This is a genomic window from Xylocopilactobacillus apis, assembly GCF_033095965.1.
GTDB classification, from domain to species: domain Bacteria; phylum Bacillota; class Bacilli; order Lactobacillales; family Lactobacillaceae; genus Xylocopilactobacillus; species Xylocopilactobacillus apis.
Map to the genome: position 1 here is coordinate 2099118 of NZ_AP026801.1, position 22440 is coordinate 2121557.

General features: G+C 33.3%; 22 protein-coding genes. 8 read left to right on the forward strand and 14 right to left on the reverse strand.

Annotation, left to right across the window (positions count from 1 at the left end):
- The 5 genes from R8749_RS10015 (at nt 1) to R8749_RS10035 (ending at nt 3843) form a co-directional block, all read left to right on the forward strand.
- Entirely contained in the window at nt 1-816 is an 816-nt protein-coding gene (locus tag R8749_RS10015; RefSeq protein WP_317696501.1) for an SDR family NAD(P)-dependent oxidoreductase, read from the forward strand.
- A gap of 169 nt (nt 817-985) precedes the next feature.
- The gene (locus R8749_RS10020) at nt 986-1261 is read left to right on the forward strand and encodes a MerR family transcriptional regulator (protein WP_317696503.1); all 276 of its coding nucleotides are present in this window, start codon (nt 986-988) and stop codon (nt 1259-1261) included.
- A 238-nt stretch (nt 1262-1499) separates the two neighbouring features.
- Nucleotides 1500-1925 carry a flavodoxin family protein gene (locus R8749_RS10025; RefSeq protein WP_317696504.1) on the forward strand — a complete coding sequence of 142 codons (426 nt, stop codon included), beginning with the start codon at nt 1500-1502 and terminating at the stop codon, nt 1923-1925.
- A gap of 2 nt (nt 1926-1927) precedes the next feature.
- Nucleotides 1928-2914 carry an alpha/beta hydrolase gene (locus tag R8749_RS10030; RefSeq protein WP_317696505.1) on the forward strand — a complete coding sequence of 329 codons (987 nt, stop codon included), beginning with the start codon at nt 1928-1930 and terminating at the stop codon, nt 2912-2914.
- 62 nt (nt 2915-2976) lie between these two features.
- Nucleotides 2977-3843, forward strand: coding sequence for a flavodoxin family protein (locus R8749_RS10035; protein ID WP_317698561.1), 867 nt, complete (start codon nt 2977-2979; stop codon nt 3841-3843).
- 721 nt (nt 3844-4564) lie between these two features.
- Here the strand turns inward: R8749_RS10035 and R8749_RS10040 are convergent.
- From R8749_RS10040 to R8749_RS10095, 12 genes are all read right to left on the reverse strand, one after another.
- Nucleotides 4565-5020, reverse strand: a complete 456-nt coding sequence (locus R8749_RS10040) for a hypothetical protein (protein WP_317696507.1) — start codon at nt 5018-5020, stop codon at nt 4565-4567.
- A 7-nt stretch (nt 5021-5027) separates the two neighbouring features.
- Nucleotides 5028-6173, reverse strand: a complete 1146-nt coding sequence (gene dgoD, locus R8749_RS10045) for a galactonate dehydratase (RefSeq protein WP_317696510.1) — start codon at nt 6171-6173, stop codon at nt 5028-5030.
- Nucleotides 6174-6199: 26 nt separating this feature from the next.
- Entirely contained in the window at nt 6200-7570 is a 1371-nt protein-coding gene (locus tag R8749_RS10050) for a PTS galactitol transporter subunit IIC (protein WP_317696513.1), read from the reverse strand.
- Nucleotides 7571-7596: 26 nt separating this feature from the next.
- Nucleotides 7597-7878, reverse strand: coding sequence for a PTS sugar transporter subunit IIB (locus R8749_RS10055; protein WP_317696514.1), 282 nt, complete (start codon nt 7876-7878; stop codon nt 7597-7599).
- Nucleotides 7879-7889: 11 nt separating this feature from the next.
- Entirely contained in the window at nt 7890-8351 is a 462-nt protein-coding gene (locus R8749_RS10060; RefSeq protein ID WP_317696516.1) for a PTS sugar transporter subunit IIA, read from the reverse strand.
- 21 nt (nt 8352-8372) lie between these two features.
- Nucleotides 8373-8993, reverse strand: coding sequence for a bifunctional 4-hydroxy-2-oxoglutarate aldolase/2-dehydro-3-deoxy-phosphogluconate aldolase (locus tag R8749_RS10065; protein WP_317696518.1), 621 nt, complete (start codon nt 8991-8993; stop codon nt 8373-8375).
- A gap of 4 nt (nt 8994-8997) precedes the next feature.
- On the reverse strand, nt 8998-11067 hold the full coding sequence (locus tag R8749_RS10070) for a BglG family transcription antiterminator (RefSeq protein WP_317696521.1): 2070 nt from the start codon (nt 11065-11067) through the stop codon (nt 8998-9000).
- A gap of 203 nt (nt 11068-11270) precedes the next feature.
- Nucleotides 11271-12008: a sugar isomerase domain-containing protein gene (locus tag R8749_RS10075; protein WP_317696523.1), complete on the reverse strand. Its 738-nt coding sequence runs from the start codon at nt 12006-12008 to the stop codon at nt 11271-11273.
- Nucleotides 12008-13258 (reverse strand): PTS ascorbate transporter subunit IIC, encoded by a 1251-nt coding sequence (ulaA, locus tag R8749_RS10080; RefSeq protein ID WP_317696524.1) that lies wholly within the window; start codon nt 13256-13258, stop codon nt 12008-12010. Before ulaA ends, R8749_RS10075 begins: the two co-directional genes overlap by 1 nt.
- Before the next feature lie 3 nt (nt 13259-13261).
- The gene (locus R8749_RS10085) at nt 13262-13543 is read right to left on the reverse strand and encodes a PTS sugar transporter subunit IIB (protein ID WP_317696525.1); all 282 of its coding nucleotides are present in this window, start codon (nt 13541-13543) and stop codon (nt 13262-13264) included.
- Nucleotides 13544-13545: 2 nt separating this feature from the next.
- Nucleotides 13546-13983 (reverse strand): PTS sugar transporter subunit IIA, encoded by a 438-nt coding sequence (locus tag R8749_RS10090; RefSeq protein WP_317696526.1) that lies wholly within the window; start codon nt 13981-13983, stop codon nt 13546-13548.
- A gap of 194 nt (nt 13984-14177) precedes the next feature.
- Nucleotides 14178-15641 carry a BglG family transcription antiterminator gene (locus R8749_RS10095; RefSeq protein WP_317696528.1) on the reverse strand — a complete coding sequence of 488 codons (1464 nt, stop codon included), beginning with the start codon at nt 15639-15641 and terminating at the stop codon, nt 14178-14180.
- A gap of 449 nt (nt 15642-16090) precedes the next feature.
- Here R8749_RS10095 and R8749_RS10100 point away from each other — a divergent pair, with 449 nt between their 5' ends.
- Nucleotides 16091-17320 (forward strand): DNA methyltransferase, encoded by a 1230-nt coding sequence (locus tag R8749_RS10100; RefSeq protein WP_317696530.1) that lies wholly within the window; start codon nt 16091-16093, stop codon nt 17318-17320.
- A gap of 8 nt (nt 17321-17328) precedes the next feature.
- Entirely contained in the window at nt 17329-19332 is a 2004-nt protein-coding gene (locus R8749_RS10105) for an ATP-binding protein (protein ID WP_317696532.1), read from the forward strand.
- 40 nt (nt 19333-19372) lie between these two features.
- Here R8749_RS10105 and R8749_RS10110 read toward each other — a convergent pair whose 3' ends face one another.
- Both R8749_RS10110 and R8749_RS10115 read right to left on the reverse strand, forming a co-directional pair.
- Entirely contained in the window at nt 19373-20587 is a 1215-nt protein-coding gene (locus R8749_RS10110) for an ATP-binding protein (RefSeq protein ID WP_317696533.1), read from the reverse strand.
- Nucleotides 20588-20667: 80 nt separating this feature from the next.
- Nucleotides 20668-21396 (reverse strand): LysR family transcriptional regulator, encoded by a 729-nt coding sequence (locus tag R8749_RS10115; RefSeq protein ID WP_317696535.1) that lies wholly within the window; start codon nt 21394-21396, stop codon nt 20668-20670.
- A gap of 109 nt (nt 21397-21505) precedes the next feature.
- Here R8749_RS10115 and R8749_RS10120 point away from each other — a divergent pair, with 109 nt between their 5' ends.
- On the forward strand, nt 21506-22033 hold the full coding sequence (locus R8749_RS10120; protein WP_317696537.1) for a DUF4865 family protein: 528 nt from the start codon (nt 21506-21508) through the stop codon (nt 22031-22033).
- Nucleotides 22034-22440 lie beyond the last annotated feature (407 nt).

Genomic DNA, 22440 nt, shown 5'->3' on the forward strand with positions numbered 1-22440 from the left:
ATGACTAAAAAAGTCGTTTTAATCACTGGCGCATCTTCTGGGATGGGCTTAGCTGCTGCCAAACTTTTTGCCAAAAAAGGCTGGATCGTCTATGCGGGTGCGCGCCGCGTTGAAAGAATGCAAGAATTAGAAGATTTCGGAATTAATGTGATGGCTCTTGACGTTACTAATAAAGAATCAGCTCGGATATTCGTTAACACCGCCAAAACTGAGCAGCAGCGCATTGATGTTTTAATCAATAATGCAGGATATGGCGAGTTTGGACCCATTGAAGATGTGTCGATCGAAAAAGCTCAAAGTCAATTTGATGTCAATTTATTCGGTCTTGCTCAACTTACCCACTTTGTGCTGCCAATCATGCGACGTCAGCACGCTGGCAGAATCATTAACGTTTCTTCGATCGCTGCCGATGTCTATTCTCCTTTTGGCGGTTGGTACTATAGTTCAAAAGCCGCTCTTAATCAGTGGAGTGATGTTCTAGATAGTGAATCTGAGCGTTTCGGCATTCGCAGTATCGTTATCCAGCCAGGAACTACTCGTTCGCAGTGGTCGACAATTGCTTTTCAAAACGGATTTGATAATTTACAAAAGGACTCGCCTTATAGTCCGATAGGAAAAAGAGTTCAGAAAGTTTTTGATAAATTCATCAATTTAACACAAGCAACCGCTGAAGATGTAGCTCATGTGTTCTATCACGCTGCAACTGATCCAAGACCAAAATATCGCTATTATACCCATTTTAGCGATCACGCAGTAGTATCTTTTGTCCGTCACTTTCCTCGTACTTATCACTACATTGTCAAAAATCTATTTTAACGAAAAACCGAAGATGCATAAGTCTTCGGTTTTTTTGTGTTGTTTAAAATAACCTTATATTAAAAAAGGATTAATGATTATTTGATCATTTAATATTTTTCCCTTATGCTTAGCGACAAAAATGGCTTGTCAATTTTTTTACATTTTTTGTAAATAGAAAGGATCTGAAATGACAAAATACCACATTAAAGACGTTAGTGAAACTATGGGAATCAGTGTCTATACCTTACGATATTATGAGAAGATTGGCGTTCTATCATTTGTTAAACGTGACGAAAACGGAGTAAGAGAATTTGAACCTCGTGATTTAGTCACCTTAAACACTATTGAATGTCTGAAAAAAACTGATATGCCGTTAAAAGATATCAAAAACTATCTTAATTTAATCGATGATGGAATAAGCTCAGCCGATGAACGACTTCAAATGTTTGTTGACCAAAAATAAAAAGTTACTGAAAAAATTAAAGACTTAGAAAACTCGCTCAAAACAATTAATATGAAGATTAACTACTATACGGAGGTCATCAAAAAAGGAACCCTAGATGTCTGTCAAGAAGAGCGAAGTAATTTCGCCAAAGAACTGATTTCCTGCAAAAATAAATAAAAATTTAAAATAATCCCTTGCGCTAGACTAAACTCTAGCGCTTATTATTTTTTTGGAAGGAAAAATAATAGACAAGAGGGTGATAAAAATAGAAATTATATTTGTTAATGCCAGTCAGAATAAATCTGGTAATACTAGCCGGATGGGAGAAAAATACCTCCAAGGCAAAGCTTACGAACAGATGAATCTGGTTGATTACAAAATCTATCAACTTAATCAAAATTATTCCGACGATCAATTCGAACAAGCTTTTTCACAACTAAACAAAGCAGACTGGATTGTTCTTGGAACGCCAGTTTATTGGCATGATATGAGTGCTTACCTAAAGACACTTTTAGAACGACTTTCACAAGACTCTCATTTTGATGATTTAAGCGGTAAACGCATTTCAGTGTTAATTCAAGGAAGCGATCCAAGCGATACGATTAAACCTGTTACAAACATTATTAAAAGATTTGCAAATTCTGCAAGAATGGAATTTGTTGATGCAATGGAGGATTTTTAACTATGACCACAAATAAATTTGGTTTAGTCTATGAAGATGCAATAACTGAAAACAAACCCGGTAAAGTTAACATTCATCCCGTTAATTATCTTGCTAATGGAGTAAAAGCTGCAGCAAACGTTTATACTCCAGCAGATTACGATGAATCATCAGAAAAATTATATCCAGCTGTTACCGTTGCCCACCCAAATGGTGGAGTTAAAGAACAAGTAGCCGGACTTTTCGCTCAAAAGTTGGCAGAAAACGGCTATATTGCTATTGCTGCAGATGCTTCTTATCAAGGAGCTAGCGACGGATTACCTCGTAATACCGATCGTCCTAGTAATCGAATCGAAGACATTAGAGCAATGGCTGACTTTTTAGATACATTCCCTGGCGTTGACCCTAAACGAATCGGTACTTTAGGGATCTGCGGAGGAGGTGGTTATACCATTGAAGCAGCAAAAACCGATAAACGACTAAAAGCTGTTGCAACAATCAGTATGTTCAATTCTGGAAGAGTTCGCCGCAACGGCTTTAAAGATTCACAGCTTGATTCAGTACAAGAACGGCTTAGACAAGCAGCTGATGCTAGAATCCAGGAAATATTAGGAAACGATGTTCAATATACCGGTGAAATGGCAAAAATGACTGACGAAGAGCTAGCTGCTCTACCGTTTGATCTTTATCGTGATGGTTATGACTACTATCAAGTAACTCATAAACACCCAAATTCAACGGGCCGTTATCCGGTCAGTAATTTAATTTATTTAGCTGAATTTGATGCTGAAGATCACGCCGATTTAATTGACCAGCCTTTATTAATGATGGCAGGTGATCAGGCTGATACTCTTTATATGACAGAAGCAGTTTATGATAAAGCCACTGGAACTGATAACAAAGAACTGTTTTTAATCAAAGGTGCAAAACATATTGATACTTATTGGAAGCACCCTTATGTCGATCAAGAAGCTGACAAATTAATCGAATTTTACGAAAAAAATCTTTAGGAGAATTATAAAATGAAAAAAAGTTAATTACTTTAACTCTAGTACTAGGAATTTTAATTGGAATTTCTGGCAGCTGGGCGGCAAATGCCAGAACTGTTTCAGCTGCACCTCAAACATTTGCTGAACCACACCACACTAATGCAAGTGACAGACGAGTTTTTCTTAACGCAAGTCAAAACGTAAACGGAAATACTTCTGCTTTAGCTAAAAATTTATTTGGTAATTTAACATATAAACAAGTAAATCTAGCTAGTTATAACATTCCCCAAGTAGGTCAAGGCGACGGTGATTTCAGCAAAGTATGGGATCAACTAAAGGATGCTGATGTAATTGTAATTGGGACGCCTGTTTATTGGTCTAACATGTCTGGTTACCTTAAAACATTTATTGATCATTTACAAATTAATAATGATCTGGCAAACCGTGATTTATATATGATCGTTCAAAGTTCAGACTCAGATCAAACTCTTGCCATTAACTCAGTTTATGGAACTATGAACCGTGTTGCAATCCGCTTTAACATGAATTTCGTAGGAATTGGTCAAACTACTGAACAGATTAACCAGCTCCATAATAAAATGATTGGAAATGCACCAAGTAATCCTACTACTCCAACCACTCCTACTACTCCAACCAATCCTACTACCCCAAGCGAGCCAACTACTCCAAGTAATCCAACCACCCCTAGTGTGCCAAGTACTCCTAGCACTCCTGATAGCTGGACGATTACTGACAAAAAAGGTGTGGGTAGAGTTTACTACACACCGGGATATGGGATTAATGTTTGGACGAACCCGGATGGATCTACTTTTACCAAAAGAATAAACCATGGTACTTCATGGAAATATTTCAAAATTGCTAAAAAAGCTAATAAAACTATGTACAACCTTAGTGGAAACCAATGGGTTGACGGAGCATATTTCAGATAGTTAGTTAATTTTTATTTAATCCAGATAATTTTCATACTTATTAGCCCGTTGAACCCTCCCCACGATCAACACATTTCCGCTTATGAAACAAGATGAAGCCGTCACTTCTAGTTGTTTTAGAAAATGGAATAAAATCTGAGTTTAAAAAATATAAATCTACTATTATATATAATCAAAAAGCAGGAATTCATTACTAATTCGTAATTCTCTTCAATCTTTCAATTTCTCCCCTAATAAAAACGAATGTACAGAAATTATTTTAGTTATCATAAATGTAGAATTAAAATAAACCCTTTAAAATTATGGATTGAATTCCTGCTTTGGATGTATTTAACTAAAAGAGGCAACCTGCTAGTTGCTTCTTTTTTTTTGACTTAATAAATATAAGGGAGTGTGACTAATTTTTGTTTAAGAGCCAATCAACAACATTTATCACCGGAATCCCATCGATTTCCTTAAATTCATAGTAGTGCTGAGTAATCACGAAACTATCAGTCTCATCATGTTTTGTTCAACAAAAACACTTTATATATTTTGTCGGCATCAATTAGATAATTACTAAATTTTTAATATTTCTGACAAAAACATTATTAGATTTTTTTATTTATCATTCATAAATCTTGAGCTTTTTTTAATACTAATTGTATTGTTTTATAATAATCTCATATCAAAAAAAGACTAATGACTATAACTCATTAACCCAATTTTGTACCCTTGATTTTTAGACTATTTTAAGAGATCCCTTAAAGTGTTTAGATAAAAATGTGTATACTTCATCAAAAGAAGTAACGAATTCAAAATCTATATATGAATTCTCCCCCTTTTCAAACCTTACATTAATAAATCCACTCTTACTAGGCTTTTTATAAATAATAACCTTACTAAATCTCTTGTACTCGCTTCCAGAACCGATCGATGAAAATGTTATTAATCGATCAACCGATAGCCCCTCTTTAAAAAATGACACACCAATCAAAAGGAAAGCTACTAAAATAACATTTACTTGTTGCACAAAAGTTTTAGGCCACATTAAAATAATTAGAGCCATTCCAATTACAACAGCTATAATAATTCTAGAAATCTTCTGACGAGCATAAATTTTAATTTTTTTCTGTTGTTCAAATTCTAGTACCAGCAAAACTAAAATTAAAGAAATTACAATTATTGTGCTGATCACCTAACTATCACCATTCAGCAATCGTTCCATCATAATTCTTCCATTTTGGATTTGTCCAAACTAGGCCTTGTTGAGCAACTTCTTTAATTTTATCTTCGTCCATTTCAATACCTAGACCTGGTTTAGTTGGAATCTCAACATAACCTTCTTCATAATCAAAAATTTCTTTATTAGATACAAAATCTAAAAGATCAAATCCTTGATTATAGTGAATCCCTAAACTTTGTTCCTGGATAAAGACATTCGGGGTACAAACGTCTAACTGAAGAGTTGCTGCTAAGGCAACTGGACCATAAGGTGCATGGGGTGCTACAGCTAAATCAAATGCTTCCGCCATTGCTGCAATCTTACGAGACTCTAAAATACCACCACACATTGCAACATCCGGCTGAACTATATCAACAGCACCTTGTGTAAATAATTGTTTAAATTCCCAACGAGAATATAGTCTTTCACCTGTTGCAAGAGGAACTGCCACTTCTCTAGCAATATCATCAAAAGAGTCATAATTTTCAGGTAAGACAACTTCTTCTAAAAACATTGGATGATAAGGTTCTAATGCTTTAGCTAATACCTTTGCCATTGGACGATGAACTCGACCATGAAAATCAATTCCAATCTCTAAATTATTACCAACTGCTTCACGAATAGAATCTACTCTCTCTACCACTTCAGCTACCTTTTGATAAGAATCAATATAATGTAATTCAGAAGTTGCATTCATTTTTATTGCTGAAAAACCTAGATCTAATCTTTTCTGAGCTTGCTCAGCTACGTCACTAGGACGATCTCCACCGATCCATGAATACACGCGAATTCTATCTCTTGCTGGACCACCCAACAATTGATAAACAGGTACTCCCAATGCTTTACCTTTAATATCCCATAAAGCCATTTCTAATCCCGAAATAATTGTCCCATTAATAGGTCCTCCTCTAAAGAAAGAACGGTGCATCTCTTGCCATAGTTGTTCAATATTTCTTGGATCTCTGCCAATAAGTTTTTTTCCAACTTCATTAGCACCGCTGACAACTGTTTCAGTCTTTGTACCAGAAATCATTTCTCCCCAGCCATCGATCCCCTCATCAGTAGAAACTTTAACAAAAATCCATCGTGGTTTTACTTTATATATAGTAATGTTAGAAATCTTCAATTTTATTAATTACTCCTTTTTGAATATTAAGCTTCCGCTGATACTTCTTCTGAACTTGATCCATTAATCTTCTTTACTCCATCAAAGTAATACCAAATTAAACCAAAGACAATTAATAAGACTGGAATTAAGATTACCTGATTCCAAGTAAATGCTAAGTAAACGATAAAGCTTTGAATCATTGATGTAGCAGCAAATGATGAAATCAATAACGAATTTGCCCCAAGTTTAATGCCTACTGATTTAGCGATTGCAGTTAAAACTGGTGCTGTTGCAGTACCACACCATAAAAGAGAGGCCGTAACGACTAAACCAATAATAATATTTTTAAGTAAATTCCCATTTGTTAATGCAACAACCATCGCAACTCTAAAAGGTACAACAGCTAAATCTGCGAAAGGCAAAACACTATTGCCTGGTAATACCAATGCCATTGCAATTGTTAATGGAATGATAATTAAAGCAGTTGTAATTACATCCTGATTACCAACAACAACTGCAGCATCAAGACCGATAAATAATTTACGACCTTTAAATTTCTTCTGAGACCATTTTTGTGCAGCATCAGAAATTGGCATTAAACCTTCCATAAATAGAGAAGTCATCTTTGGAATTAAAACTAAGACGGCTGACATACTAACACCTAGTTGAAGAATTTTAACGAAATCATAACCAGCTAAAGCACCGATTGCCATTCCAATTATTAATCCCATAATCATTGAATCACCAAAAAATCCTAAATATTTTTGGGCATCTCGAATTGAAAATTTTGACTTTCTAAAAAGCGGAATCTTATTTAATAACCAATTTAGCGGCCATGCAATTACTAATGAAGACAGTGCCGAAACTGTTGGCAAAGAAACGCCAGGAATCTTGAAAAACTTCTCAACAACTGGTTGAGACCAATCGGCTAGTTTGAATGTTATAACAGCCATTACAACAGTAGCTCCTAAACCAAGCCACATATTGTGAGTGACAAAATAAACCATAACTCCAACTATAGCAATATGGTGATAATTCCAAATATCCACATCAAGTGTATTAGTTCTCTTAAGAACTAATAGAACAATATTTACAATCAAAATAGCAAAGATTAAGATTGCAATTATCGGGGAAGCCCACGTAACTGCGGCAATTGAACCCCATCCAACGTCTAGTGCTGTTAAATGAACTCCTGTTCGTTCAACCATTGCTTTGGCTGCGGGTCCAACATTAGTTGTCATAAAGTCAAGAATCAATTTAATTCCAGCAAAACCTATTCCTAAAGTTAAACCTGATTTAAAACCTCGCCCAATATTTAAGCCAAAAATTAATCCGATAACTGTAATAATAACGGGAAGCATAACAGTTGGACCAGCGGCGATTAACCATTTAAAAATATCCATTATAAAATTCATTAGTACTCTCCTCGTATAAAAAACATTTAATTAGTGATGACTCGATAAATTTCTTCGAGCGTCTCATCAGCACCAATCCCAGTTAATAGAGGCATTCCCTTTACGTATGGGACCCCATTAGTTTGTCCATCAAATTCACCTGTAGTAACTAAAAGATCATAATCTTGAACTTTACCGGGAACTTCCATTAATTTAGTCTGAGTTGTTTCGACTTGTTCTCCTTTTTCTTCCATGTAATTTCTAATTTTTGTTGCAACAACTGTTGATGTTGCGATCCCATTACCACAAGCCACTAATATTCTTTTCATCGTTAACTCCTTTATTTATTTATTACATCTTGAATTAAAGACAACAATTCTGTTGATTTACTTGCCTTAAAAATTTTATTTCTTAAGTTATCATCCTGGATAATTCCAACAATTTTCTGCAGCATTTCTACTTGTCCGTGTGGTTCTTTGATTGCCATCATTATGACAATTTGGACAGGAACAGTTTTTTTAACTGCTTCCATGTTATAAAACATTACCGGTTCTTTAAGTGTTGCAACTGCAATCGTTGTTTTGTTTACTAATTGATAATCAGCATGAGGAATCGCAACACCAGGTTCCCGTGAAGGCAATCCAGTAGGATATTCTCTTTCTCGTTTAACAATTGCTTCAGAGTAACCTGATTTTACATACCCATTTTTTGTTAACTCATTGCTCAGAAACTTGATTGTTTCTATTGAGTCTCTACAATCTAATTTTGCAAAAAATAAACTTTGATCAAGTATTAAATCCATAATTTTCTTAATTTCTCATTTCTAGTGAATTAATTTAATATATTGTTCCAGCGACGTTCTTAACCCCATCTTATTTAAACTATTGAGATCATTGGAAGTAAACATTGAAGATCCAATTCCTAAATAGTCAGCGCCCGAATTTAAAAAATCTTTTGCATTAGAAGCTGAAACACCACCAACTGCCATCAATCTAAGTTTTCCTAAAGGTGCTTGAACAGCTTTAAAAAAATCTGGCCTAACGGTAGTCGCTGGAAACACTTTAACAATATCAGCTCCAAGACCTATTTGTCTTACTATTTCCGTTGGCGTCATACCGGCTGGAACTGTTACAACATGATGTTCCTTTGCTAATGAAAAAATGTCGGACGTAAATTCTTTCGGGCCCAATAAAAATTGAGCTCCATTTTTAATAGCTTCTTTAGCATCATCTAATGTGATAACTGTCCCTGCTCCCACTTTTAAATCTGTCCCATGTTGCTCAACTAAATCATGAATCATTTTAGTTGCCCCGGTTGTATTTAAAGTGACTTCAATTGCAAAGTATTTTTCAAATCCTTCTATCGCTTGAGCAATTGCAATGACTTGCTCGAACGAATAATTACGCATAATCACCGTAAACGGTGGATATTCATTAACTTTCATTTATCTACTCTTTACCTTTAATTTCTGAATAAATTGTTTTAATAATTGAGTTAGAATCATTCATATATAACAATCTTTGAAGTAACGTTGGATTTTCAGCAATTCTAGATAATTGATTAATTGCTTTTAGGTGTTTAGTTTCATCAAACACAGCAATTGGAACAATAAAATGAACAAAATGATTCCCGGGAAAAGCAATTGACTCTTTACTAATTAAAAGGCCAAAACCATCAGCGTGTACACCATCATCAAAAGAGGCGTGAGGTATTGCCATCGATTTACCTAAAAAGCTATAACCAATTGGAGTGTCATTTTGTGCAATCATCTGAGAAACATAATTTTCGCTAATCGTTCCGTCATCTACTAATGATTGAGATGATAAAATAATTGCTTGCTTCCAATTGATAGACTTACTAGTAAGTTTTACATTGCTTTGCTTTAAATAATGACTTAAATCAGGTAATTTAGATGTCGATTCAACATCCCCATTATCACTAGATTCCAAAAGATATTTTCGCATTTTATTTCGTAAATCTTTTTCATTAGTTATTACTGCATGCTGCTTAACTGCTGTAAGTAAATTACCCAAAGTAGTATCAATTTTATGAATTCCTATATCACATAAAACATTAGACCTAAGGGTTAATTTTTCTTCGTTATCCATAATTGGGTTAATTACGTATTGTTTAATCTCTGTTTTTAAAGGGATTGTGGTAAAAACTAAATCATAATCCTGTTGAAAGTTTTCAAACTCTCTGACAGATGATGAAGAAATAAAATTTATTTCCGGAAACAATTCGCATAGTGTGTTTAACATTAACTTGGAAACTATTTGACCATTTGAACAAACTACTGCTGCTCGCTTTTTTTTGTTAAAAATAGAATTTTTTCGATTACTAAACTCAAATCCAAAATAAAACGATATTAACTCTAATTCATCAAGGGAAATTTGACTCCCTACTAATGATTCCAAAGGGTCGATTACTTTTTTCATTGTTGCCAGCAGTTCTCGATGTTCTTGATCATCACTTACAACTTGTTCAATTCCAATGCTTCCAAGTGATAAATCATATTTCATTCGAAAATAAGCTGGTCTAATATGGGCGAAAAGTCTTGCTTCAAAAGATTTACGATCACTAATTTTCACATAAGTAAGATCTTGAAATATGTCGACCATTTGGCTAACTGCAGTTTTTAATTGTTCATTAGTATCTTGGCTCATTCCTCGTAAAATGTTTGAAGATAAAAATATAAGGGTAATCCAGCTTAAATCATCGGATTGTTTTAACCACTTAGGATAAATATTATCTTTTATAATTTCATATTCTTTAGTGTCAGATACATCACCTAAAAAATAAGGATTAATCTCGTAACTTCTACTGAAATTTCTACTGATAATTAACTGCAAATCACGTACCAAAAAATTAAACGCATTATCTGAATATACTATTTTTAATTTCTTTTCTACTTTGTGTACAAAATGAATTATCGGTTCAATCGAAATTTGAGCTAACTGATCAATTTCATTAAGTCCATTGGGAAAGTGTAAAACCCTTTTTACTAAATCATTAATCAAAATTCTAATTTGTAATTCTGAACCATTAATTTGGTATCCATCAGATCTGGTATATTCTAAGCGTAAATTATAGGATGAAAGCAAAGATGTTACCTTTTTTAAATCACTGATGGCTGTATTACGACTAACGTTCAAATAATCATAAATATGGACTAATGACAAAATTTCAGTCGATGTTAGGATATAAAGTACCAATAAAGGAATTCGTTCATTCTGATTGTGATATGAATAAGTACCATTACTCTTATAGACGATATCTTTATCATATTTTTCTCGCGAAACAAAATATTGCAAAGATTTTTGATCTAAATTAAAAGTTCCGTTTTTGTTCCTTTGAATCAAACTTAAATTAGATTCGTGTAATTCTTCATTGATTTTGTTAATTGAATAATCAATCTGTCTCTTACTCAAAGATAATTTTTTCTGTAAATCACCACTTTTTACTTTTGGATTTCGAATGATTTCGCTCACAATTTGTAATTCACGCTTAGATGTCATCCACTTGCTCACCTCTCATCCTAATTTTAGTATAACTACAAATTAGTTTTAATGAACGCGCTTTCAGTTCGACTTTTGTTTCATCACTTCTATAAAGTTTGTTGCGTATTGGACTGTATTTTGATGATTAATTTTAAATATTTTTTGACAAAATAAAACATCGCATATTTTTTTGCGATGCTTTTGGTTTTTCTGGTTATTTTCTAATATGAATAATGGATGGTATTTTTGTACTTAACATATAGTTCCTGATTTTTCTTATCCCCTCCGTCAAGATTAGCAGAATAAAAAATGGGTGGATATTCAACTCCGTTTTTTATTAATTCCTTACATACTTCTACAACAATTGAATTCAAAATAGCAGCTCCAACAACTGTCGATGTTGGTCCAACTTTTTGATTAAGATTGGGAATATTGCAAGTTGCATCTCCTATATCCCCGTGATTATCAATTACAATATCTGAAACCTCAAATAATCTTTTTCCTGTTGAATGTCTGCTAGAAACACTTTTCGAATATGAAAGATTAGTTAATGATATAATTTTAACCCCTTGTTTTTTAGCAGAGATGGCCAAGTCAATAATAACCGGATTTCTACCAGACACTGAATGTAAAATTAAAACATCGTCTTTTGTAAAAGGCTCCGCGGCAGCCAATTCTTTACCATACCCCTCCAACCGTTCCATCTTACTCGTAAAAGTAATCGGTTCTCGATCTAACATAACTTCACGACCAAAAATTGCATTGATATTCATCAAACCTCCAGCACGGTAATACATTTCTTGTGCAAGGATCCCTGCATGGCTGGCACCAAAAACGTATATAGATTTTTTATTAATGGTGGTTTTGGTTAATAAATCAACGGCCCTATTGATTGAATCTTTTTCCTGATCGTTTACTTTGGACATAATATTTTTAATATGTTCCATATATTCCAGCATCATAATCCTCCTAACAAATTTCCAAGAAATCTACTAATCATTCCCCAAAGGGACAAATCATTACCACCAAATACCAAAATCCAACTTTGAATCGTATGATTAAATAATGCTGCTGAAAAGCCAACTAGAACTATCATTAAAATAGAAGCAACGGAAGTTCCAATTATTGCTCCCCGCATACCTCCTTGACCTTCTCCAATAACTGCAGCCCCTCCACATTCAAAAAATGAAGTGATAACCATTGGAACTAATAAAACTCCAAAAAGATTCGTCATATTAGCAATAATAACCAATATTGTTGAAGTGATCATTGCAACCAAAAATCCAATAATAACCGCGTTAGGTCGATAATTAAATAAGATTGGAACATCAAAAGCTGGCTTAGCTCCTGGCACTACCTTTTCGGAAATTCCTTGAAACGCTGGAACTATTTGATTAATTAATAATCTTACCCCATAAAGTAATATCAATAGACCTGCACCAAAGTTTAACCCTGCAGTTACAGAAAACATGAATAGATTCCCTCCTGCTGGAACTAATTCAGGAGCAATTAAACCAACCATTAAGTTAACAATAAACATCACTAATGCACCTGTTATTGAAATCTCCTTAAAAAATGATAATCCTTCTGGAACTTTAATATCCTCAGTTGAATGTTTCTTATTACCCAAATGTTTAGCCACAAAACCAGATAGTAGTGATAAAACTCCCGTTGGATGTCCTATTAAAAACGATTCGTCTTCTGTAGCTGCCCATACATATTTTCGCATAACCCATGGTGCAAAAGACCAATAACTGGCAGATAATATTGCACTAAATCCAATTAAAATTGGACCTTTCAAACCAGCCTCGACTCCGCCAGCAACAATTACAAATGGAAACCACCAAAGCATATGCCCTGTTAAAAATATTGTTTTAACCGGTGTAAATCTAGCAATTAAAAGGTGAATAATTAAACCAAAAAACATTGCTAAACCTACAGCACCACCATAATTAGCTGTGAAAGTCGCATCTGACAATCCTTTTGCAACCTTAATTCCCATATGAGTTTGCATTGCAGTGTTAATTGGAGAGATCGTTCCAGTTAACATATTGACTCCAGCCGTAAGAATTGTCATCCCAAATGCAGCAGTTAAAGTTCCTTTAACAACATCAGAAAAAGATTTTTTCTGCAGGATCATGCCTAACATGGCAATTAAACCAAGTAAAACTGGCGGATTTTTTAAAATATAATTTGTAATAAAATCCACAATTTATACCTCCTTTTCTGCTAAAAATTTTTCTAATTGATTTTTAACTTCTTCTGTATCCATATATTTTTTTACAGTAAAAACCGGTCCTTTAACTGAATGTGACAAATCAGAATACAATTCTTCGCTTGTAAAATAAGCATCTGCCGGTGTTGCTTTAGCCGTTGATAAATCTGTATTCTCAATTTCTGCATCAAGCCCAATTTGTTTAACTACTTTCTGTAATGTCATTTTCAATACCATCGAACTTCCTACCCCGAATCCGCAAACAGCAAGTAATTTCATCACTAATCCTCCAACTTTTTATTAAAAAGAGAAATTATTTTCTCTCTATTTCCACTCAAAATAATTGAAAATTTTCTACTATCCATTAAAATATCTACAATTTCTTGTAAAGCTTTTATATGGCTATTACTAGCCTTAGCAGCAAGAACCAAAAAAATTTTTACTGGTTTTCCTGCTAAATCAATATCTTGCTCACTGACCAACATACTCATTGCCTGTTTAATTACACCTTCTCCAGGTTTAGCATGCATTAAAGCAAATTTATCAGTCAAAACCATATAAAGACCATTTTTATATACACTTTCAATCATGTTTTTTACATATTGTTCAGTAATTGCACCTTGATCTAATAATGGTTCACTTGCTTTTTTTATTGCTGACTGCCAATCACTGATATTATTAATAATTTGAATATTTTCTTTTGGTAAAACAGAACCCATACTTTATTTAATTTCCTCCGATATCTTAGAAATAAACCACTGCTTATGTTCGATTCCCTGCATTACAAAATTCATAAAGGGTTCAATAGAAGGGCGATCTTTTTGTGCAATCATTAGCATAATAATGACGTCTGCCTTATACATTCCCCATTGAACTGGATGTTTTAGTATTAAGACGGAAATACTTGTTCTATCTAATATTTTGAATCTCCATGAGGGATCGCAAACCCGTTATCTAAATATGTCGTTTGCATTTCTTCTCTTTCAAATACAGAGCTTTGATAGTTTTTCTTTACTTCAAAATTAGACCAATTGTACTGATCTAATAAAAAGTTAATGCTCTCCTCCTGATTGTTAATAGATTTAAAATAAACATTCTTGTTTAAGAATTTTAAAGCTTTGCTTAGATCTTTGTTTCGATCTTCAAATTCATTATTTTTATCTATAGAAATATTTAAATATTGATTAATAACATTATGCATATCGTTATTTGTAATCATGGGAGATATTTTTACTACCGGAATGTTTTTGAGTTTTGGTAAAGAGACTGTTGTAATAATTAATTGGACATTATTTAAATCTGTTGAAGGAATATTTTTAGCTGAAACCACTTCAATTATTTCTGATTCAGGCAAAATTTGTTTTAATTTAGCAGAAATAAATGTACTCATTCCAATCCCATTTGGACAAACAAATAAAATTCGATTTAATTTATGAATTCTTTCTTTTGCTGCTTGAAAATGAATTGTTACAAAACCAACTTCATCATCGGAAATATGAATGTGTTCTTCAGCAGCTAAATTATTCAAGTTATACCAAATTACACCATATAGTGCAGAATATTGTTTCTTAATATCTTTTAAGAGGGGATTAACTACAGTTGTCCCTCCCTGAAGCCGTAAAATCATTTGATATATATGAACTAATAAATCATTTTTTAATATTAGATCATTACTAAAATCAATTTGAATATCACCGCTAATTTGATTCATTAATTTTTTTACTAGAAGTTTTATTGAGGAGGGAATAACATTATCTTTTATAAAAAATTTAAATCCATTTCCTAAAATTACATATGAAAGATAATTGATCTCGTTCTTTGTAAAAGAATAAAAATTCTTTTTTTCAAGGGTTTCCAATAAATCAAAAACTATCGGATATTTTTCATACTGAAAAAGTAAATTTTCAATTTGGTTATGTAACGCGTTTTTTACATGTTTGCCCTCATAACCGCGTTGAATCAAAATCGTAATTGTTGCAATAATATCTTCTAAATTATTCTCAGGAATAATAATATGTTTATTCTTCAATTCAGCAGTAATTGCATCACTGATTTTGTAGAATAGGTTCAAATTGATTAAATTTTCTAATACGGGATTATTACCTTTTTTTGAACTTTCAGTAAGCAGAATTCTTTTCAATACTCTTTGAGCATCAATTTCAGTTCCAGTAAAGTAAGTTCCTGAATTATCAAAATTGAGCTGTAACCACTCTGAAGCTAAGATATTTTTTATATACGAGATATCGTTAGCAATACTGCTTCTCGAAACGAAGTACTGATCAGATAATTGCTGGTAGCTTAAATGTTTCCCTGTTAATAAATCGTTAAGAATTAAAATCCTCCTCTCTTTATTAGATAGATTTATTTTGCCCTTCAAGTTCTCACCTCCCATCCTCATTTTTAGTATAGAAAACGTTTTTATTTTTGAGTAGAACAAACTATTTATCAAAAATTTTTAAAAAAATTGAACACCGTTCTAAAGTATAACCACATGGGTCTTATGTTTAACGGTAAAAGAAAAAGCTAACGTTGTCTGATCCGTTAACTTTGCCTGATTATATATTTGAAAAAATGAACATTGTTAATTTCAAAAACAATTTGAATTTTATTAATCTACAAGATTTAGAATTATCAAAACTATTTAACTTTTTAACCGCTCTTCAATAGTTTTTTACGGCTTATATCCAGCCCTTTTTTGTGCTTTTAAATAAATAATATTCATTTTTATTGGCCAAAACATTATTTCTCACTTAAAAGTATTTATTTTATGATAAAGTGTATTAATACAAAAAAGTTACTATTAAGTTCAATAAATAGAGGGATAAATTGAATAACACGCCTACAATTGATTATTCATGGGATTTTAAAGGAATTAAAAAAGAAGGGGTTCATACCTTAGGTCATTACCCCGCAACAATGGTTGCTCCCATGCAACTTCGTCTGTTAGAAAAATGGAAAACAAACGATGAACAGATTATGCTGGACCCATTTATGGGATCAGGCACTGCCCTTATTGAGGCTCAAAAACTCGGTTTACAAACAATTGGTATTGATATTAATCCCTATGCAGTTCTTTTGTCACAAGTTAAAACCCATAACTATCAACAAATTTCTTGGAAAACTGTAATTAAAAGAATCACTAAAAAATTAAATTCTGATGAGTACGCCCGTCCTTTATGGAACTTTGAAAAAATAGAAAAATGGTTCCGTCCAGATATAATTGAATCCCTAAGCCATGTAAGAAATGTTATAGCGTCTGAAAAAGATCGCTGGGTTAGAAAATTTCTCTGGATCTGCATGTCAGATATCATCTATACCCACAGCAATGACCGAACATCTACTTTTAAACTTCATGTAAAAGAACCCCCTCAAATTGAACGCATTTCAAACAACGTAACCGAAGCTTTTCTTAACTTAGCAGCAAAAAAGCAAAAATATTTAAATAATGAATTCCTTCCCAAATGTACTATTTATTCTGGCGATGCAAAAAAAATATGTTTTAAATTACCCGCAGAATCAGTTGACATTATCTGCTCTTCCCCACCTTATGGAGAAAATGCAACAACCGTTACTTACGGACAGGCCTCGATTCTTTTTCTAAAATGGATTGATCCGCGTGACCTTGAAGATAGCGACAATTTGCTGGAGAACTTTTCTAAAATTGATTCCAAAAGTCTTGGTGGAAATTCAGCCAGTGACAGCGAATATTCCTCTAAAGCATTAAACGATTTTCTATCATCAATAAATGTTTCAAAGCAGCGAAAAGTAAGACGCTTTTTTTCAGATTATTGGCTAATATCTAAGGAATTGGCAAGGCTTTTAAAACCTTCAGGCGTCCTTTTATATACAGTCGGGAACCGCAAAGTTGATGACATTAGACAACCCTTAGACAAAATTACAGTTGAAATGTTTGAAAGTCTCGGACTTGAAGAAGTTGAACAACACACGAGAAATATTTTCTCAAAGAAGATGCCGTCTCAACTTTCAAGAGTTCATGATTCTAAACCCGTAAAGTCAATGCATAAAGAAAATATTTTAGTTTTCAGAAAGAGTTGAAGATAGCGATGGCAAAAATCCTTGTTGCAGGCCAAATAATAAAAGAATTATCGAAAAGCATCCCTACGGCTCAACTAGCTTTAATAGAGCTGATAAAAAACGCATACGAAGCTGGCGCTAATACCTCTACGATCAAAGTGTCCAATGATGAAATTATCATAAAAGATGATGGACTTGGAATGTCCTTAAAAGACATCAACACTTTGTTAAATATTAGCCATAGCGAAAAAATCTTCGGATCAAAAATTGATGGAAGATACGTTTCAGGCGAGAAAGGGCTTGGATTTTTTTCAGTATTTAAATTTGGCTCTTTTATTAACGTTAAAACGATCGATTCCCAAAGAAGTAATTTTATTTATTATTTTAATCTTGATCTAAAAAAGCTAGTACAGCAGTCAGACGTTTCATCATTTGAAGTTCCAATTAACCACACTCCTAGTAATGATTTTAAAGGTACAGAAATTAAGATTACGGGATTAGATTCCGACTCGATTCATCATTTAAGAGAAGCACTCAATAAAAACGGCGAGTCATCTAGATTATCCAATGTTATTAATGATCCTGGTTTTAAAATCAACATCTTTCTTGATGGAATCAAAACTGCAGATAATACTAACGAAAATCAAAAATTTCAAAAAGCAAAAATTGCCACAATTCAATATTTATCTAAAAGAAATAACGAAATTATCCCTTTCGTGAAATTAAATGTTCAAGGAATTGAACAAGATCTTCGGCTTCCAGATGAATTTGTACAATTCTTAAAAACTCCCGGGCTAACTCTTGCTATTAATCTATCTGTATATTCTCTCAAAGGTACTAAAAAAGAGGATGCACCTAGTATTTATTATTTTGAAGATAAAAGAAAAATCTCTCCCCTTACTTATATTAATGATTCACTATTTGAAAATTCACATCTTTATAATTTAGAAGTTAATGCTGCTGGAAAAAATAAAAATGTTTTTCGTCAACAGATCGGAAAAATCTTACTCTATCTAAACGAACCCGATATCATAAAATTCAATTCAGATCGAACTCAAATTATTGAATCTTATAATTACACAATGCTTAAAGAGATTACTAAATTCATCTCTAGTAACACTCAGAAACAAATTCGTGAAATATTAGACAGTGAAAAAAATGTTAACAACCAAAGTGAATCAAATGATAATTCACCTTGGCAGCAAAGCAGTATTTTTGAAGATGATCCGAAACAATCGATTAAACAAACTGTCCAAAATGACGATCCGACGATCACTCAGCTAGTTAAAGAAATTATTGTTCTAAAAGAATATAAATTTGAAGAGTTGTTTGAATTTAAAGATGCCAAAGGTCATGATGCTATTAAGCCCTCAAGACCAGTTTTTGAACCAAGTAACGCTGTCTGTGTCAATACTAAGAACAATACTGTTACGTTTTCTAGAACGGGAACTATTAATTTTAGTATTACCATTACTGATAAAACAACGAATAAAGAGAAAATAATTAATACGCAATTGAAAATTATTTCTAAATATAAATCTCTTCAAAACATTAGTGATGATTGGATAATTCCTTTTAATGAAACAGAACCAGCATCAATCGACCATAGTATTATTAATTTCAAAAAAAATATTAATTCAATCAAAAGCATGAATCGATTTGATGATGTTTTGGTCTCTTCTCTAAGGACATTTGTTGAATTAATTATTAAAAAAATAGCCGAATACATCGGCATAGAAACTGAAAATAAATTACTTAGCAAGCTGTACAGTGAGGTCATTGATTGGCCTAAAGTAGAGGATAATTTTATTAAAAACATCAAAGACCTTAGAACTCAAAAAGCTTATAAGACTGTCTACAATGAATATTTTTTATATGAAAAAGATACTAGTTTAATTGATTTTTTAAATCTAACAACCCATACGGCTACCCAAATAGTTTCTTTAGCAAGTGTTGACCGCAAGTTACCCTTTTTTAATTTTTTATATACATATCTCGTAGTCGTCACTTCTGCACACTCTCAATTTAAATGACAGAATCACTTGCTCAAGTGGTTTTGAAGTTTTGATTTTCCTATTTATCTTCATTAGTGAGCCAATCAACAACATTTATCACCGGAATCCCATCGATTTCCTTAAATTCATAGTAGTGCTGAGTAATCACAATCTTTCGATAGTTATCGTTAATCTTTAGAAGATTGTCTGTTTCGTGCTTATTCGCCGGCAATTCATAAGCTACTTGAACATACATCAATTCATCAGACTTGCGGGCAATAAAATCAATTTCTTTAGAATCAAATTTTCCAACGTCGACGATATATTTTCTTCTCAACAATTCCACATAAACGATATTTTCCAATTGATTCGAATAATTACCCGGTCTTCGATCTACCGCATTGCGCCTTAAACCAGGATCAACAACATAATACTTACCAGCTGTTTTTAAATACTCACGCCCACGCAGATCATATTGCCGCGATCGATAAAACAAAAATGCATTTTCCAACAACGTTAGATAACGAGTAATTGTGTGCGGACTAACATCAATCCCCTCTGATTTCATCGTATTGGCAATTCGTGTTGGTTGAATTAGCTGACCGGTATTATCACTCAAAAATCCGGTTAACGCCCTTAAAACGGTCAGATCCCGAATATTTCCTCGCATCGAAACGTCATTAAGGAGAACTGTATCATAGATTCCTTTAAGAATTTGATCTTTAACCTGCTCATTTGCAATTACTACTGCAGGAAATCCACCATATTTTTCATACTCAATAAAAGCTTGATCCACTTGACGTGAATCTGTGCTGATTTTTTTGGCGGTTAAAAATTCACTAAACGACAAAGGATAGATTGGAATTTCAACATATCGACCTGCCAAAAGAGTCGCTAACTCACCTGAAAGCATTTGAGCGTTTGATCCGGTAATTGTAAGATCGCAATCAAAGCTAACCCGCAAGCCGTTAACTACTCGCTGCCAACCCGCTACATTTTGAATTTCATCAAGTAAAATGTAAAAACGACCTTTAAGTTCATTTAATTTTTGATCAAAAATCGCTCTTAACTGCTCCTCATCTTGAACCATCTGCAGCTCGTAATCTTCAAAATTAAGATAAATGATGTTATCAGCAGATATCCCTTGATTGATAAGCCAATCGCGATACATCATTAAAAGAACCGATTTACCCGATCGACGAACACCCGTGATAATCTTGATTAAATCATGATCTTTAAATTCAATTAGCTGTTTGAGAAGTGCTGGTCGCTCAATTACTTCAAATTGTGCCATTGTTTTCTCCTGAATATTTCTTCAAAATGTATTATACTGCATTTTAAATGAAATTCGTCAGTAAAATGTAGTATAATGCATTAAGTGCAATATTTGTACCGATAATAGTTAACGCTAAACGAACGATCATCAATTGTTTGATAACCATCTTTAGTCAAATACAATGGAAGTAGAGCAGTGGCTTGACCATCTAAAACTAACTGTGAGATGTTCTCTAAAGAATCAATTTCGACCAAGCGTGCTGGGTCCTCGATTAATTGAATCGTGAGTTTTCGAAGTGGGCATAAATGATCGCTGTTAATTAAGACTGGTAAGTCATTAATGTTTTCTTTTCTGGAAAGAAAACTGACAGGAAGGTCTTCGGTCGCAACCAATTTAAAATCATTTCGATTTAACTTGTTGAAGGTAACAACATAATCGTAATGATTTTTATTTAATTCAGAGGCGATTTTGCTGGTCTTTTTGCAGGTAATTTTAGTTGAAACAATCGAGAATTCTTGGTCATCAACGACGAGGCACTTAAATAAAAGCTCTGACGTTAGTAATTCTGGTATTTTTTTGGAAAAAGAATTTTTTAATTCGTCAAATTGGGACAAGGTTTGACGTACAAAAGAGTAAAACTTCTCTCCATTTTCAGTCGCCGAGACGCCATTATAACTGCGAACAAAAAAGCTTGTATTGCATTCATTTTCAAGGGCATGCAGCCGAGCAGTTAAATTAGATTGGGTATATCCCAATTCTTTTGCAGCTTTGTTAATTGTTTTTTTCTCATAAATAGTCTTGAAGACGATTAGATCGTTAAAGTTCATTTGTGACCTGCCTTATCATTAATAGTGATAAGCATATCACAAACTAGGATTATGCTATAGGTGCACGCGAATCTATACTAGCTTCATACCAAACAAAGGAGAACAACAAATGCAAGCAATGCAATATAAAGTGGGATTACCCGCTGACTACGACATGGAAATTATCAGGAATCGCATCCGCAACAATGGAAATAAGACAGATGGATTTACTGATCTGCTTTTCAAGGCATATTTAATAAATGACAAATCTGCAGGAGATCTCGAAAACAGCTACTCACCTCTATATGTTTGGAAACAGACTGAGGGAATGACTAAATTCATTTTTGACGGCTTCTTCGACAACATCATCGGATCATTTGGTTGGCAAAATATTGAAATTGGCGTAACTCAAACGGTTAATTTAAGCGAATCATTTCCTAAGAGCAAATATATTCTTGAAGAATATCACGATATTACAGAAGCTGCATCATTGAATGGATTTGAATTCAAGTCTGAAAGCTATGATGATCTGCTTGGGCAAGTAACGATCTATAATCCAGATAAATGGAAATACGTAACCTTCTCATTTTTTGAAAATCGACCTCAAAACACTAATAAAAAAATATATACAATTTTACATTTGTCATTAGACAAATAATTTAAAAAGCTGACCGTTGAGTCGGCTTTTCGGTGTTCAGATGTTTACAATGATAGAATGGAAAATACTAAAACGAAAACTCCTTTTACCCTCACCTGGGCCGTCCACTCAAATCACTACCGAATTAATTGAAAGAAGCATCCATTCGCTCACCTTTCCTGATCCATGAGCCAGTAACTGTGGACTCCTGCAAGTCTTAGGTGACTTTGCTGAAGAAGCGAAAGTCCAACAAATGTTTCTCAATTTGTGACACAACGGCAAATTGCCTGACACTAGAGACTGGGAAGATGCGGCTGAGGAAAACGATACTGGCTTTAACGATTTTTTAAATAAAATTATGAAATAAAGGAACGTGGATAATTATAGTTTTTCGTCAATTTAAGAAGCTTCTTTTTTAAATTATTTTT